Origin of the sequence: Natronosalvus vescus (assembly GCF_023973145.1) — an archaeon.
GTDB lineage: Archaea > Halobacteriota > Halobacteria > Halobacteriales > Natrialbaceae > Natronosalvus > Natronosalvus vescus.
The window spans coordinates 972,871-985,709 of sequence record NZ_CP099546.1 but is presented as its reverse complement, the minus strand read 5'-3'; the positions used below and the strand labels follow the sequence as shown (position 1 = coordinate 985,709).

Here is a 12,839-nt window from a genome sequence, read left to right as displayed (position 1 = left end):
TCATGTCCGCCTCGCTTCCCTCGATCGACGAGACCGTCGACTCGATCTTCGGCACCGTCGCCTACACGGCCACGGAGATCCGTCAGGGGCTCATCGGCCGTCGCGTCCCCGTCGACGAGGAGAATCCGAGCGGAGAGACCCAGCTCGAGGCCGACGTCTGGGCCGACCAGCTCCTCCGAAAGCGGCTGTCGTCGATCGACGGCGTCGTCCAGTACGCGAGCGAGGAGGAGGACGACTGTCACGATTGCGGGAGCCTCGAGCCAGGCCTGGCCGTCGCCGTCGACCCCCTGGATGGCTCCTCGAACCTCAAGTCGAACAACGTGATGGGAACGATCGTCGGCGTCTACGACGAACCGTTGCCCGCTCGTGGTGACGCCATCGTCGCCGCCGCCTACGTCCTCTACGGGCCGATCACGACGATGATGGTGGCCACCGACGACGGCGTCACGGAGTACGAGTTGAGCGGCGGCGAACGAACCGTCGTTCGCGAAGACGTGCGACTTCCCGCAGAACCGGTCGTCTACGGCGTCGGGGGACGTACGCCCGATTGGCCAGCGGACGTCGAAGGGTACGTCCGAGAGATCGAAGACGAACTCAAACTCCGCTACGGCGGGGCGATGATCGGCGACGTCAACCAGGTGCTCACCTACGGCGGCCTCTTCGCGTATCCGACGCTCGAGTCGGCCCCCGAAGGGAAGTTGCGTCTTCAGTTCGAGGGGAACCCAATCGGCTACATCGTCGAACAGGCTGGCGGGCGCTCGAGCGACGGCGAGCAGTCCTTGCTCGCGGTCGAACCGACGGACGTCCACCAGCGAACGCCGGTGTACGTCGGCAACGAGTCGTACGTCGACCGACTCGAGAGCCACCTCTCGTAGCTCGTCGTTCGGTGCTCGTCACTCGGTGATCGTAGCAGTCCCTGTGAACGAGCACTGCCTTTAAGCACCGGGCCGTTGCCAATGCTATCGAGCAGACATGGCACCGCGTATACTCGGACAGGTAGTTGAATTGTTTACGGTGGCAGACTCGCGTCCCGAATCGGAACCGTCGGATGCCAAAGAACGCCAACCAACCCCGCTATACACGTGTTCTGATTGTTCGACGACGTACATCACAGACGAAATGGATTCGTGTCCACAATGTGGTGACGACGTCGAACGGACGCCGTCGTTCGCCGAGTTAGGCATCGAGACCTGAACGCGGCCCTTCTGTAATTCGATTTTCGACGGTTTTGCGAGCGAGCGTTCGAACTCGGGGTGGCCAGCTGTCGCACTCTGGGAGAACAGCATCCGATGGCGTCCAGCTAGTGACTCGAGCCGTCACAAAAGCCGTCGTGACCTGGCAGCCAGGTGCGCGGTCGTGGTGGAGGCGTACGTGGTGAGTGAGTTCGTGGTGGGGGCGTTCATCCCCAAATCACGCGCGCACGCCTCGAGACCGGTGTCGATGTCACCGTCAGGGGAACGTGCCACCTTCTTCGAACGCGTTGACGACCCGCTGGATGGCGACGACGTAGGCAGCCGTTCGGAAGGTATCGATGTCGTGAGTTTCGTAGGTCTCTACCAGGTCGTCGAAGGCGTCGACGATGAGGGTCTCGAGTTCCTCGTTGACGCGCTCTTCGCTCCAGTAAAACCGCTGGCGATTCTGTACCCACTCGAAGTACGAGACGGTGACGCCACCGGCGTTGGCGAGAATGTCCGGAATGACGAGGACATCCTGTTCGGCCAACACCCGGTCTGCACCAGGTGTCAGCGGGCCGTTAGCCGCCTCGGCGATGACGTCCGCCTGTACGTCGTGTGCCAGTTCCTCGTCGATCGCGTTCTCGAGCGCAGCGGGAACCAGCAAATCGACGTCGAGGGTCAACAGCTCCTCGTTCGAGAACTCATCGTCGGCATCCTCGTAGTCCGAGACGGTGCCGGTATCAGTCTTGAACGAGCGAACGGCCTGCGTATCGAGCCCCGATTCGGCGTAGATCGCTCCGCTCGAGTCCGAGACGGCGACGACGGTCGCGCCAATCTCCTCGAGGAGGTTCGCGGCGATCCAGCCGGCGTTACCGTAGCCCTGGACGGCGACCGTCGCCCCCGCGATGTCCTTCCCGAGGTAGTCGAACGCCTCTCGCGCGGTCAACATCGTCGACCGTCCGGTCGCCTCGACGCGCCCGTAACTGCCACCGGACTCGATCGCCTTCCCGGTGATTACCCCCGGCGACGTGGTGTTCTCGAGCGTTTCGTAGGTGTCTTTGATCCAGTTCATCTCCCGCTGGCCCGTGTTGACGTCCGGGGCAGGGATGTCCCGATCCTCGCCGATAAAAGGCCGCAACTCGGTGGCGAACGCACGGGTGATACGCTCGAGTTCGGCCTGGGAGTATTCACGAGGATCGATGACGATGCCACCTTTCCCGCCGCCGTAAGGAATGTTCACGACGGCGCACTTGTAGACCATCCAGCCCGACAGCGCTTTCACCTCGTCACGGGTGACGCCGGGGTGGTACCGGATCCCACCCTTGTAGGGCCCCCGATCACCGTTGAATTGCGATCGGTACGCTCTGAACCGCTCGAGTGAGCCGTCGTCGAGTTCGACCGTCAGGTTCGTCTCGAGCACGCGCTCTGGATGTTTGAGCCGGTCGATGACGTCGTCGCCGACGTCGAGGTGAACCGCCGCGTCCTCGATCTGTGACTGGAGGCTCTCGAATGGATTCGCGTTCGCAGTCATACCAGCGACTTCTACAGATGCGAGTAAAAGCGCGTCGACCATACTGAACGTTGCGACCGGTCAGGAGACGGGTTACAACCACATTATTCGGCATCTGCGGCTGCCGCCCGCTCGAGGATTCGTTCAGCCTGCGCGATCAACGGCGCATCGATCATCTCGCCGTCGACCTCGAAGACGCCTCGGCCGTCGGCGTCGGCCTCGCGTTTGGCCTCGAAGACGGCCTCGGCCCACTCGATTTCGGCGGGGGCGGGCGTGAACGCCTCGTTGATCGGGTCGACCTGTGCCGGGTGGATAGCCATCTTGCCCTCGTAGCCGAGCTGGATTGCAAACTCGGTCTCCTCGATCAGCCCCGACTCGTCGTTAAAGTCGGTGTAGACGGTGTCGATAGCGTCGACGTCGTTCGCCGCTGCGGCGATCACGACGCGTTCGCGAGCGTACAGCACCTCGAGTCCCTCGTCGGTTCGGGTGGCACCGATATCCGCCGATAGATCCTCAGCGCCAAAGACGAGGGCATCTGTACCGTCCGTACCAGCAATGTCGGGCGCGGCGAGGACACCGCGTGCCGTTTCGACAAGTGCCAGAACCGGAACGGACGTCCCGTGACTCCGTGCGTGATCGGTCAGGCGCGCGACGTCGTTTGCGGATTCGACTTTCGGACTCATGATCGCGTCGAGACGAACGTCTTCCGTCCCCCCGAGAATCCCCTCGAGGTCGGCGTGTGCCTCCTCGGGAACAGCGTTGACCCGTACACAGACCTCGCAGTCGGCGTCAGCGTCGAACGCTGGATCCGTGAGCACGTCGCGAACGTGCCGGCGGGCCTCGGGTGTCCGTTCCGGAGAGACGGCATCCTCGAGGTCGAACACGATCACGTCGGCACCGGCCGTCGGAGCCTTGCGCAGCATTTCCGGTCGATCACCAGGGGTAAACAGGACGCTTCGACGCACCATACGTTCGTTCTCGAGAAGGAGGGTAGTGAACGTACTGAAAGTGAGTTGTGATTCGACGGGCGGGCGATACGAGGTGGAAACCGTCCAGTCAGGGCCAGAGCCCACGCGCTTCGTGGGATTCGGCTACGCGGTGGAGGGCGACGATATAGGCCGCATCCCGCCAGGTGACGTCTCGAGCCTCGTGTTCGGCTTTGACGGCCTCCCACGCCCGGAGCATTTCGGCCTCGAGTTCCTCGTGGACGCGCTCGAGCGACCAGGCGCGGCGGTTCGTGTTCTGCAGCCACTCGAAGTAGGAGACCGTGACCCCGCCGGCGTTGGCGAGGAAGTCGGGGATCACCGGAATGTCGCGTCGCTCGAAGATGGTGTCCGCCTGTGACGTCGTTGGACCGTTCGCCCCTTCGACGATCATATCCGCCTGCACGTTGTTGGCGTTGTCACCCGTCAGGACGTTCCCGATCGCACCCGGGATGAGGACGTCGACGTCGAGTTCGAGCAGTTCGGCGTTCGTGAGCTTTTCAGGGGCATCATAGCCCGAAACCATACCCGGGCGGGCATCGTGATCTTCGACGTCGTTCGTGTCGAGCCCGTCGGGATCGTAGATCGCGCCATCGACGTCGCTGACGGCGACGACGCTCGCCCCCTGATCGTCGAGATAGCGGGCGGCGTACGCGCCGACGCTGCCGAACCCTTGCACGGCGACGGTCGTGTCCGTGATGTCCCAGCCGTAGTGGTCGATCGCTTTCTCGGCGATGATGCCGACGCTTCGACCGGGCGCTTCCTCGCGACCGTGGCTGCCACCGACGGCAGGCGGTTTTCCGGTAACGATACCGGGGTGGGTTTCGCCCTCTTGCATCGAGTAGGCGTCCATGAACCACGCCATCATCTGCGGGTTCGTTCCCATGTCCGGTGCCGGGATGTCCTTCATCGGGCCAATGACGGGACGGAGCTCCTGAGAGAGGCGACGCGTCAGCCGTTCTTCCTCGTCTTCACTCAGATCCTTCGGGTCGACGACGACGCCACCCTTGGCACCGCCGAAGGGGATATCCATGACCGCACACTTCCAGGTCATCCACATCGAGAGCGCGACGCACTCATCTTTCGAAACTTCTGGGTGATAGCGGATCCCGCCCTTGTACGGCCCGCGAACGTCGTTGTGCTGGGATCGGTAGCCGGTGAGAATCTCCGTCGTGCCGTCGTCGCGCTTGAGGGGGATCGAAACCTCGTAGACGCCGCTTGGGTGGCGGAGGCGGTTGATGATGCCGTCGTCAACATCGAGATGTGCCGCGGCGCGCTCGAGTTGGGCGCGAGCGGTGTCGACGGCAGACTCTGCCTCGGTCGCTGATTCTGCTTCGGTGGTGGGTTCAGCGGATTCCATAATGTATCTGAGGGACGGACACGGCGAGATTGACGACACCGGTGTCCGGGAACAACCCGTCGACGGGTCGGTAAATCGAGCCAACCCGACGACGCATTCGACTAGATTTTCCGAGGGCCACTTATTAACCCTTGCCATTAGACTGTGGATGGGGCAAGTATTGCTCGCCTCGAGGGCGTCCGCCGGTGGCCGACCACGCGATACCACTGCCATTATAGGGCTTCCCGGCGGATTTTCGAGACGATGCCCGGACTGTACTACGAGGAGTTCGAAGTCGGGGAGACGATCGAGCACGACCGTCGACGAACGATCTCCGAGAGCGACAATCAGCGCTTCTGTGACATGACGATGAACCAGCAGCCGCTCCACCTGGACGAGACGTTCGCCGCCGAGACCCAGTTCGGTGAACGGCTGGTCAACGGCATCTACACGATGGCGCTGGCGGTGGGGATTTCGATCCCGGAGACCACCGACGGAACCATCGTCGCCAACCTGAGCTACGACGACGTCGAGCACCCCCACCCAGTCTTTCACGGCGACACCATCCGGGTGCAGTCGACGGTTACCGACAAGCGAGAGACGAGCGACGGTGAACGCGGCGTCGTGACGATGGACGTCGAGGTCTTCAACCAGCACGACGACCTCGTCTGTTCGTTTACTCGCACCGTCCTCTCGCTCAAACGCGAGTTCGCGGAGTTAGTGGACGAAACCTGAAGTGCGTGCCACGACGTTATGGTGAGGCGTGTAACCGGAAGCGAATCCGTTCCTCGTCGCTCCCGGCGGTTTCACGGCCGATGATCTCGAGACGACCGAGTTCGCCGGTCGACTCGACGTGGGTGCCCGCACAGGCGACCCGGTCGAACGGCGCGTTAAGGTCACCGATTTCGACGATGCGGATCTCCGTGATGCTCTCGGGCAGGAGATCGATGCGCGTGCGCTCGAGATCCAATTCGTCTTCGGCGGTTTCGCGCTCGAGTTCGTACCACCGAACGGGCAGATCGTCGGCAATTCGGTCGTTGACCGCTGTCTCGATCGCATCGAGGTCATCGTCGTGGAACCGCTCGTACGCGCAATCGAGTCTGGCCCGATCGGCGTAGAGCTGATTGCCCGTCGTCGGCGCGTCGTATGCCTCGAGAAGGTGTGCTGAGAGAAGGTGCTGGGCCGTGTGATAGCGCATGTGTGCCAGTCGTCGTTCCCAGTCGAGATCGCCGACGACGGTGGTTCCAGGAGCGAGCACCTCGGTGATGGGACGGTCAACCGTTGGGGCCGACTCGAGGTCGAGTACGTGATGGATCCGGTCGCGTTTCTGGACGTCGGACACTCGCCACTCGAGCGTCTCGTCGTCCGCGGTGTCGTTCACTTCGACGCCAGCAGCGTTACTCGAGGCCAGGCGAAGCACGCCGATATCGGCCGGCTGGCCCCCGCCCTCGGGATAGAAGTGGGTTCGGTTGAGGACGATGCGGCCGTCCTCCAGCGTGCGTTCGACGACCGCCTCGAACGTTCGAACACGCGAGTCCTCGAGATACAACGGTTCGGTCATAGGCGAGGTCAAGTGCTCGAGTGTCAAAGAGGGGGCGATTTTGGGACGGGCGAGGGTCGGGTCGAGCAGAGGTGTGTCGGGCACGACAGTCGACGATCACCGGGTGCACGACAGTCGACGACTGACCGGATAGCCGACGCCCTGCGAGTTCACCTCTCAACGTCGCGTCGCTCGTTTACTCGTGCGCTCACCGAACATCGCAACCCCTCCGGATTTGCACAATCCCAACGAGTTGGAATCTGAGGTGGGAATATGGCCGTGGCACCCGTCCGTTCGGACATGGCCGTGTTGCCGGCGATTGCGTCGTCAACTCCCCTCCGTGGAGTGGCGATATCCGCCTTCTTCGAGCCGTTACGAACCCTATTTTCCATTTTCATCGTCCTCGAGGTGCCACAGTCCCCCGTCGAAAAGGGTCTCATCGTCGTCGCCGCACTGCTGGGCGCGTACATTCTCGTGTGGATCGCCTGGGCGATATACAGCGGCCGACCCGGATGATCAGCGCCGGAGAAACACAGCTTCGTCTTCGTCGTCAGTCTCGTCCGTGTCGCGTGAGACACCTCGAGAGCCCGATCAACTCCACCGGTTCGGAGTTGTCGGGCGAGTAGACGACCATCTGGCCTTTCTCCATGTAGGGCACTTTGGACTCGAGGTCGCTCGGGATGTTCACGCTCTTGATCGCATCCTCGTCACCCAGATTGAGCACGACGGTCGTGTTGATCTGTTTGAAGACGGCGTCGTCGATATCCTGGGGATCCTGCGTGATGAGAAAGAGACCGAGGCGCTCCTTACGGCCCTGTTTGGCGGCTTCGGTGAACTTCGTAATCACCTTCCGGGCCTGGACGCTGTCGGCGTCGGTGAGGAAGTTGTGAGCCTCGTCCATCCCCAAAATGAGGGGTGTCTCCTTGATCCGATCGTACGTCGGATCGTTCGAGAGCTTCTGGTCGATCAGAAGGCTCGAGAGCGCGAGCACGACGGCCTCCGTCGCGCGCGAGTCGTTGATGTGGTAGGTGGGGACGACGCTGAGCTGGCCGGGGGCGACGAACTCCGAGATCAGATCGGTGATGGGTCGGGCGTCCTGATCGAACACGTCGTCGAACCCGAAAACGCGGCGGCGGACGGCGTCGTAGGTCGCCTCGTGAACCCGACCCGATTCGTCGAGTTCCTCACGGAGTGCCGGATCGTCGAGGAACGATTTGAAGCCCGCGTACGAGGTACTCGAGGCCTGTTTGAAGTACCGATCGAGCAGGTAGGTCAACCCGCCGTACTGGTTGTCGTTGAGCGAGCCGCCGGAGACGAGCCACGGGCGGGAACGACACATCGAGAACGGAATCGTGAACTCGACCTGTTCGGCCCGGTGGTGACCCGCCGCGTAGGAAGCGTCCCCCACTTTTGGGACGAACGCCGTCGTGTCGTCGTGGCCACCGTAGGCGACTCCCTCGCGCTCGATTCGGCGGGCGAACTCGTCCTCGAGGTCGGGGTTGTCGTCGTGCATCTGGGCGTACTCGTCCTGCGGGTCGAACTGGACGACCGCCGGCTGTACCGTCCTGCCGTCGGCCATCGGATATCGGCGTTCGTCGGCGAGGTACTGTCGGAGGATGTTCTTCGCGCCGTGGGTCTTCCCGGATCCCGTCCCGCCAGCGATCAGGGTGTGACGGAAGACGAGCGGGTCGCCCGACTCGTAGTCGTCCTTGAGCCGGTAGTCGATCGTCGGCGGGGAGGCGTTCGTGCGTACCTTCTCGCCACCGACGGAGAGATGGCCCAGAAACACGCCCTCCTCGGGCATCTTCAGCCCCGTTTTGATCTCCTCGGTGTCGCTGGCGGCCTGGATCACAGTCTGGGGTTTCGGGACGCGGTCGGTCATCCGCCGTTTGAGTTCGCCGTCGTCCGAGTAGAGCACCGCGATCGGCTCGAGTTCGGCGACGAACTTGTAGTCGGCCTCGTTCTCGGGGTCGAAACCACCGCCACGCATCGCCCGTTTGGCGTGGATTTCAGTCGCGTCGTCGGCGTGGTACTGCTGGGCGTACTCGAGGCCGGCGATCTGGCAGAAGAGGCGCTCGCCGTCGGGATACTGCGCGAGGACGTAGGTTCCGAGCCGAATCGCCGAGCGGTTGTCGGCGGTGACGTACGCCCGGAGCGTCGTCTCGTCAGTGTCGGTCGCGACGCGCAGTCCCTGTGAGACGCAGATGGTACCGATGCCCGTGTCGGCTCCTAGGGGATCGACGGGTGTCGTCTCGAAGTCGTCAGTCGTCCGTCTGTCAGCGCCGTCACCAGCCTCGAGCGCCGTCTCGCCGTCACTGTCGGCTACGTCGGCCTCAGCCTCGGCCTCGAGGCCGTCCGCTGTATCGCTCGCATCGAACGCCTCGAAATCACCCAGGTCAGTCATATAGTCACGTTATCTGGAGGGATCTACAAACACGTTTCCCTCCGTGGGGGAATAAGTCCCCGTCGCGAACCCAACAGTAACGGTCTCCGCCTCCGTGGTAGGAGTATGCATAGCGAGCACCGCCCACCGCTCGAGCGGTTCACGGCCGCGCTCGATGACCTGGAGTGTGGCGTGACGAGAACGACACGGTCGGAACTGCCGGCGGTACTCGAGTCCGTCGTCGACCCACCCGCGGTCGGCGTCCCCCTCGAGTCGGTCGCCGCGGACGTCTCGATACCGTCGTGGATCGACACCGATCCGACGCCGGCGACGCTCGAGGCCGCGACCACCGGCGTCACGCCGGCCGTCCTCGGCATTGCCGACTACGGGAGCGTCCTCATTCCGGAGCGTCCGGCCGGAGCGGAACCGGTGAGCCTCTTTCCCGACACGCACGTCGCCGTCCTCGAGGCGTCGGCGATCGTCCCCGACGTCCGCACGGCGGTCGACCGCCTCGCGCCTCGGCTCCGGCGCGGGGAGAGCGCCATCCTCGCCACCGGGCCGAGCGCGACCGCCGATATGGGAGCGCTGGTTCGGGGTGCCCACGGCCCGAAGCATGTACACGTAATCGTTCTTGAAGACGCGGATACTGGGGACACAGGTGTTGAAAACTCGAATGCTGGTGACATCGAGGAGGTTCACACATGAGCGACGCTCGCCGATCGAAAGCTGCCCACATTCGCCACCTGCTCGAGACCGAGGGGGACGCCGTCGCCGCGAACACGCGCGGGTTCAACCAGGGTCGCTACGACGCCGTCGCCGACCTCGAGGACTACGAGGAACTGAAACGCGAGGCGCGAGGGATAAAGGAAGCGGCGATCGAACGGCTTCCCGAGTTGGTCGAGGAAGTCACCGAAACCGTCGAGGAGAACGGGGGCACGGTATACCTCGCGGAGGACGCCGCGGATGCCAACCGGTACATCCGGGAGGTGGTCGCCGACTGCGACGCCGACCGGCTGGTGAAATCGAAGTCGATGACCAGCGAGGAGATCGAGGTCAACGACACCCTCGAGCGCGACGGCGTCGACGTCGTCGAGACCGACCTCGGGGAGTGGGTGCTCCAGCTCGCCGACGAGGCCCCCTCACACATCGTCGCCCCGGCGATCCACAAATCCCGCGAGGAGATCGCCCGTCTCTTCGAGCACTGGTTCGACCTCGAGGAGCCGCTCGAGACGGCCGAGGAGTTGACGGCGTTCGCCAGCGACCGCCTCGGCGAGCTGATCGCCGATGCCGACGTCGGGATGACCGGAGCGAACTTCATCAGCGCCGACTCGGGTACCCTGATGCTCGTCACGAGCGAGGGGAACGCCCGGAAGACGGCCGTCGTGCCGGACACCCACGTCGCCGTCGCGGGCGTCGAGAAGATCGTCCCCTCCGTCGAGGAGCTGGCACCGTTTATCGAACTGCTCGCGAAGTCGGGGACGGGCCAGGATCTCACGTCGTACGTGTCGTTTCTGACCCCACCGACGGCGTCGCCGGTCGTCGCGTTCGACGATCCCGACACGCCGCTGGCCGACCGCGAAGACGACCGCGCGTTCCACCTCGTGTTGATCGACAACGGCCGGATGGCCATGCGCGAGGACGAGCACCTCCGCGAGACGCTGTACTGCATCCGGTGTTCGGCCTGTGCGAACACCTGCGCGAACTTCCAGTCCGTCGGCGGCCACGCCTTCGGCGGGGAAACCTACACTGGCGGCATCGCAACCGGTTGGGAAGCTGGCGTACACAGCTACGAATCGGCCGCCTCGTTCAACGACCTGTGTACCGGCTGTTCGCGTTGCGTCGAGGCCTGTCCCGTCGGAATTGACATCCCGTGGATCAACACCGTCGTCCGCGACCGAGTCAATCGCGGGGGCGAGCACGACCGATTCGATTTCCTCGTCGAGGGACTCACGCCCGACGAGGAACCGGGCGGTATCGACCTGCAAAAACGCCTCTTCGGGAACTACGAGACGCTCGCGAAAGTCGGGAGCGCGACGGCCCCGCTGTCGAACTGGCTCGCCGGCTCGGCTCCGGTCAGACGCGGCCTCGAGCGCATCGCCGGCGTCGATCACCGCCGCGACCTGCCGACGTTCGCCCGAGAGACCTTCCGCGACTGGTTCGACGCTCGTGGCGGTTCGCGGATCGACGCCGCCAACGCCGACCGCGAGGTCGTCCTCTACCCGGACGTGTACACGAACTACATCGACGTCGACCGCGGGAAAGCGGCCGTCCGGGTTCTCGAGGCGCTGGACGTTCACGTTCGCGTCCCACCGGTGCCCGAGAGCGGCCGGGCACCGCTCTCACAGGGGATGATCGCAACCGCGGACGAGCGCGCGAGTGCGGTGTACGCCGCGCTCGCCGAACACGTCGACGCAGGACGGGACGTGGTCGTCATCGAACCCTCCGACCTCGCGATGTTCCGAGCCGATTACGAGCGGCTTCTGCCGCAGGCGTCGTTCGACCGACTCAACGAAGCGAGCTACGATATCCTCGAGTACGTCTACGGATTGCTCGAGCACGGCGCCGATCCGTCTGCGTTGCGAACCGGGAACGACAACGACGCCCTCGCCTACCACAGCCACTGCCAGCAGCGAACGCTCGGGCTCGGAGGATACACGGTCGCGACGCTCGAGCGACTCGGCTACGACGTGGTTACGAGCGACGTCGAGTGCTGTGGCATGGCCGGCAGCTTCGGCTACAAGCGCGAGTACTACGAGTTGAGCATGGACGTCGGCGACCACCTTCGCCAGCAGTTGACGACGGCGGAGACCAGAGACCGACTCGTCGTCGCCAGCGGCACCTCCTGTGGCGACCAGCTCGAGTCGCTCCTCTCGCGGAATGCCCACCACCCGGTCGAGGTCATCGATCCGGCTCGAGCGGACGTCTCCAACCCGGATCGAACAGATATCCGCTCGAACCGTTGATCACCGCTCGAGAACTCCACCGATCACCGCTCGAACCGCTACTCACCGATTCCAGGCGGCGCGATCCGGATCCACCAGTCGCTCTCCGCGGTCGAGTTCCTCGATGCGCTCCAGTTCGTCCTCCGTGAGATCGATCTCGAGTGAGCTGTAGTTCTCGGCGACGTGGTCGCCAGTCGCCTTCGGAATCGCGACGACGCCGTCTCGAGCGGTGTGCCAGGCGAGAGTCACCTGGACAGCTGTTGCATTGTGGCTGTCGGCAATCTCGGTGAGCGTCCCGTCGTCGAGGACGTCCCCCTTGGCGATCGGACAGTACGCGACCGTCGTGACGTCGTGGTCGCGAGCGGCGGAGACGAGTTCGTCCTGCTGGAAGAAAGGATGTACCTCGATCTGGTGGGCCAGAATCGGGGACTCGAGGATCTCACGGGCCTCCTCGAGCAACTCGACGGTGAAGTTGCTCACGCCGACGTGACGAGTGAGTCCCCGCTCGCGCACCTCGTCCATCGCCGGCAGGGTCTCCTCGGGGTCGTAGGCGTCGATCGGCCAGTGGACGTACAGCAGATCCACCCTGTCGACGCCCAGGCGCTCGAGGCTCTCCTCGGTAGTCTCTCGCACGTCGTCGGCCGCGAGGTTCGACGGGTGTACCTTCGTCGCGAGAAAGACGTCATCGCGGTCGACGTCTGCCTGCTCAAGAGCCGTCCCGACTTCGGTTTCGTTGTCGTACATCTGGGCCGTATCGATGTGGCGATAGCCGGTTTCGAGCGCGTCGACGACGCTCTCGACGCAGCTATCGCCCTCGTGGCCGGAGGTGCCGAATCCGGGCTGTGGAATGCCGTTGGCTGCCATACGTAGGTCGACGGAACCTGACTACTCGAGCATCGGGGAACCGGCAATCGAGCGAGAATCGAGCGAGGCTCGAGTTTAAATCGGAAGGGGCGGCCAAACCGGC

Annotated in this window: 11 protein-coding genes; 5 read left to right on the top strand and 6 right to left on the bottom strand. The window is 63.9% G+C overall.

What is annotated here, in order from left to right; translation table 11 throughout:
* Positions 1 to 2 precede the first annotated feature (2 nt).
* The gene (locus NGM68_RS04575; RefSeq protein WP_252700470.1) at positions 3 to 875 is read left to right on the top strand and encodes a class 1 fructose-bisphosphatase; all 873 of its coding nucleotides are present in this window, start codon (positions 3 to 5) and stop codon (positions 873 to 875) included.
* 574 nt (positions 876 to 1,449) lie between these two features.
* On the opposite strand, the gene NGM68_RS04570 is transcribed toward NGM68_RS04575, so the two are convergent.
* From NGM68_RS04570 to gdhB, 3 genes are all read right to left on the bottom strand, one after another.
* Positions 1,450 to 2,706, bottom strand: a complete 1,257-nt coding sequence (locus NGM68_RS04570) for a Glu/Leu/Phe/Val family dehydrogenase (RefSeq protein WP_252700469.1) — start codon at positions 2,704 to 2,706, stop codon at positions 1,450 to 1,452.
* An 83-nt stretch (positions 2,707 to 2,789) separates the two neighbouring features.
* Complete coding sequence (locus NGM68_RS04565; RefSeq protein ID WP_252700468.1) at positions 2,790 to 3,653, bottom strand: HpcH/HpaI aldolase/citrate lyase family protein; 864 nt, start codon at positions 3,651 to 3,653, stop codon at positions 2,790 to 2,792.
* Between the two features lie 88 nt (positions 3,654 to 3,741).
* Positions 3,742 to 5,028 carry a glutamate dehydrogenase GdhB gene (gene gdhB, locus NGM68_RS04560; RefSeq protein WP_252700467.1) on the bottom strand — a complete coding sequence of 429 codons (1,287 nt, stop codon included), beginning with the start codon at positions 5,026 to 5,028 and terminating at the stop codon, positions 3,742 to 3,744.
* Between the two features lie 243 nt (positions 5,029 to 5,271).
* Between gdhB and NGM68_RS04555 the strand changes: the two genes are divergently transcribed.
* Entirely contained in the window at positions 5,272 to 5,742 is a 471-nt protein-coding gene (locus NGM68_RS04555; protein ID WP_252700466.1) for a MaoC family dehydratase, read from the top strand.
* Positions 5,743 to 5,758: 16 nt separating this feature from the next.
* Here the strand turns inward: NGM68_RS04555 and NGM68_RS04550 are convergent, their stop codons facing one another.
* Positions 5,759 to 6,568 carry an alanyl-tRNA editing protein gene (locus NGM68_RS04550; RefSeq protein WP_252700465.1) on the bottom strand — a complete coding sequence of 270 codons (810 nt, stop codon included), beginning with the start codon at positions 6,566 to 6,568 and terminating at the stop codon, positions 5,759 to 5,761.
* Between the two features lie 252 nt (positions 6,569 to 6,820).
* Here NGM68_RS04550 and NGM68_RS04545 point away from each other — a divergent pair, with 252 nt between their 5' ends.
* The gene (locus NGM68_RS04545; RefSeq protein WP_252700464.1) at positions 6,821 to 7,063 is read left to right on the top strand and encodes a hypothetical protein; all 243 of its coding nucleotides are present in this window, start codon (positions 6,821 to 6,823) and stop codon (positions 7,061 to 7,063) included.
* A gap of 34 nt (positions 7,064 to 7,097) precedes the next feature.
* On the opposite strand, the gene NGM68_RS04540 is transcribed toward NGM68_RS04545, so the two are convergent.
* Positions 7,098 to 8,951: an ATP-binding protein gene (locus tag NGM68_RS04540; RefSeq protein WP_252700463.1), complete on the bottom strand. Its 1,854-nt coding sequence runs from the start codon at positions 8,949 to 8,951 to the stop codon at positions 7,098 to 7,100.
* Between the two features lie 105 nt (positions 8,952 to 9,056).
* Here NGM68_RS04540 and NGM68_RS04535 point away from each other — a divergent pair, with 105 nt between their 5' ends.
* Positions 9,057 to 9,635 (top strand): LUD domain-containing protein, encoded by a 579-nt coding sequence (locus tag NGM68_RS04535; RefSeq protein WP_252700462.1) that lies wholly within the window; start codon positions 9,057 to 9,059, stop codon positions 9,633 to 9,635.
* A complete protein-coding gene (locus tag NGM68_RS04530; RefSeq protein ID WP_252700461.1) occupies positions 9,632 to 11,893 on the top strand; it encodes an LUD domain-containing protein in 2,262 nt (753 codons plus the stop codon). The genes NGM68_RS04535 and NGM68_RS04530 overlap by 4 nt, the downstream gene beginning before the upstream one ends.
* 42 nt (positions 11,894 to 11,935) lie before the next feature.
* Here NGM68_RS04530 and NGM68_RS04525 read toward each other — a convergent pair whose 3' ends face one another.
* Positions 11,936 to 12,736 (bottom strand): aldo/keto reductase, encoded by an 801-nt coding sequence (locus tag NGM68_RS04525; RefSeq protein WP_252700460.1) that lies wholly within the window; start codon positions 12,734 to 12,736, stop codon positions 11,936 to 11,938.
* Positions 12,737 to 12,839: the final 103 nt, after the last annotated feature.

What these genes read in the sequence shown, in the direction of transcription:
- NGM68_RS04575 (WP_252700470.1), top strand. Translation starts at nt 3, where the DNA reads ATGTCCGCCTCGCTTCCCTCGATCGACGAGACCGTCGACTCGATCTTC.
- NGM68_RS04570 (WP_252700469.1), bottom strand. Translation starts at nt 2,706, where the DNA reads ATGACTGCGAACGCGAATCCATTCGAGAGCCTCCAGTCACAGATCGAG.
- NGM68_RS04565 (WP_252700468.1), bottom strand. Translation starts at nt 3,653, where the DNA reads ATGGTGCGTCGAAGCGTCCTGTTTACCCCTGGTGATCGACCGGAAATG.
- gdhB (WP_252700467.1), bottom strand. Translation starts at nt 5,028, where the DNA reads ATGGAATCCGCTGAACCCACCACCGAAGCAGAATCAGCGACCGAGGCA.
- NGM68_RS04555 (WP_252700466.1), top strand. Translation starts at nt 5,272, where the DNA reads ATGCCCGGACTGTACTACGAGGAGTTCGAAGTCGGGGAGACGATCGAG.
- NGM68_RS04550 (WP_252700465.1), bottom strand. Translation starts at nt 6,568, where the DNA reads ATGACCGAACCGTTGTATCTCGAGGACTCGCGTGTTCGAACGTTCGAG.
- NGM68_RS04545 (WP_252700464.1), top strand. Translation starts at nt 6,821, where the DNA reads ATGGCCGTGGCACCCGTCCGTTCGGACATGGCCGTGTTGCCGGCGATT.
- NGM68_RS04540 (WP_252700463.1), bottom strand. Translation starts at nt 8,951, where the DNA reads ATGACTGACCTGGGTGATTTCGAGGCGTTCGATGCGAGCGATACAGCG.
- NGM68_RS04535 (WP_252700462.1), top strand. Translation starts at nt 9,057, where the DNA reads ATGCATAGCGAGCACCGCCCACCGCTCGAGCGGTTCACGGCCGCGCTC.
- NGM68_RS04530 (WP_252700461.1), top strand. Translation starts at nt 9,632, where the DNA reads ATGAGCGACGCTCGCCGATCGAAAGCTGCCCACATTCGCCACCTGCTC.
- NGM68_RS04525 (WP_252700460.1), bottom strand. Translation starts at nt 12,736, where the DNA reads ATGGCAGCCAACGGCATTCCACAGCCCGGATTCGGCACCTCCGGCCAC.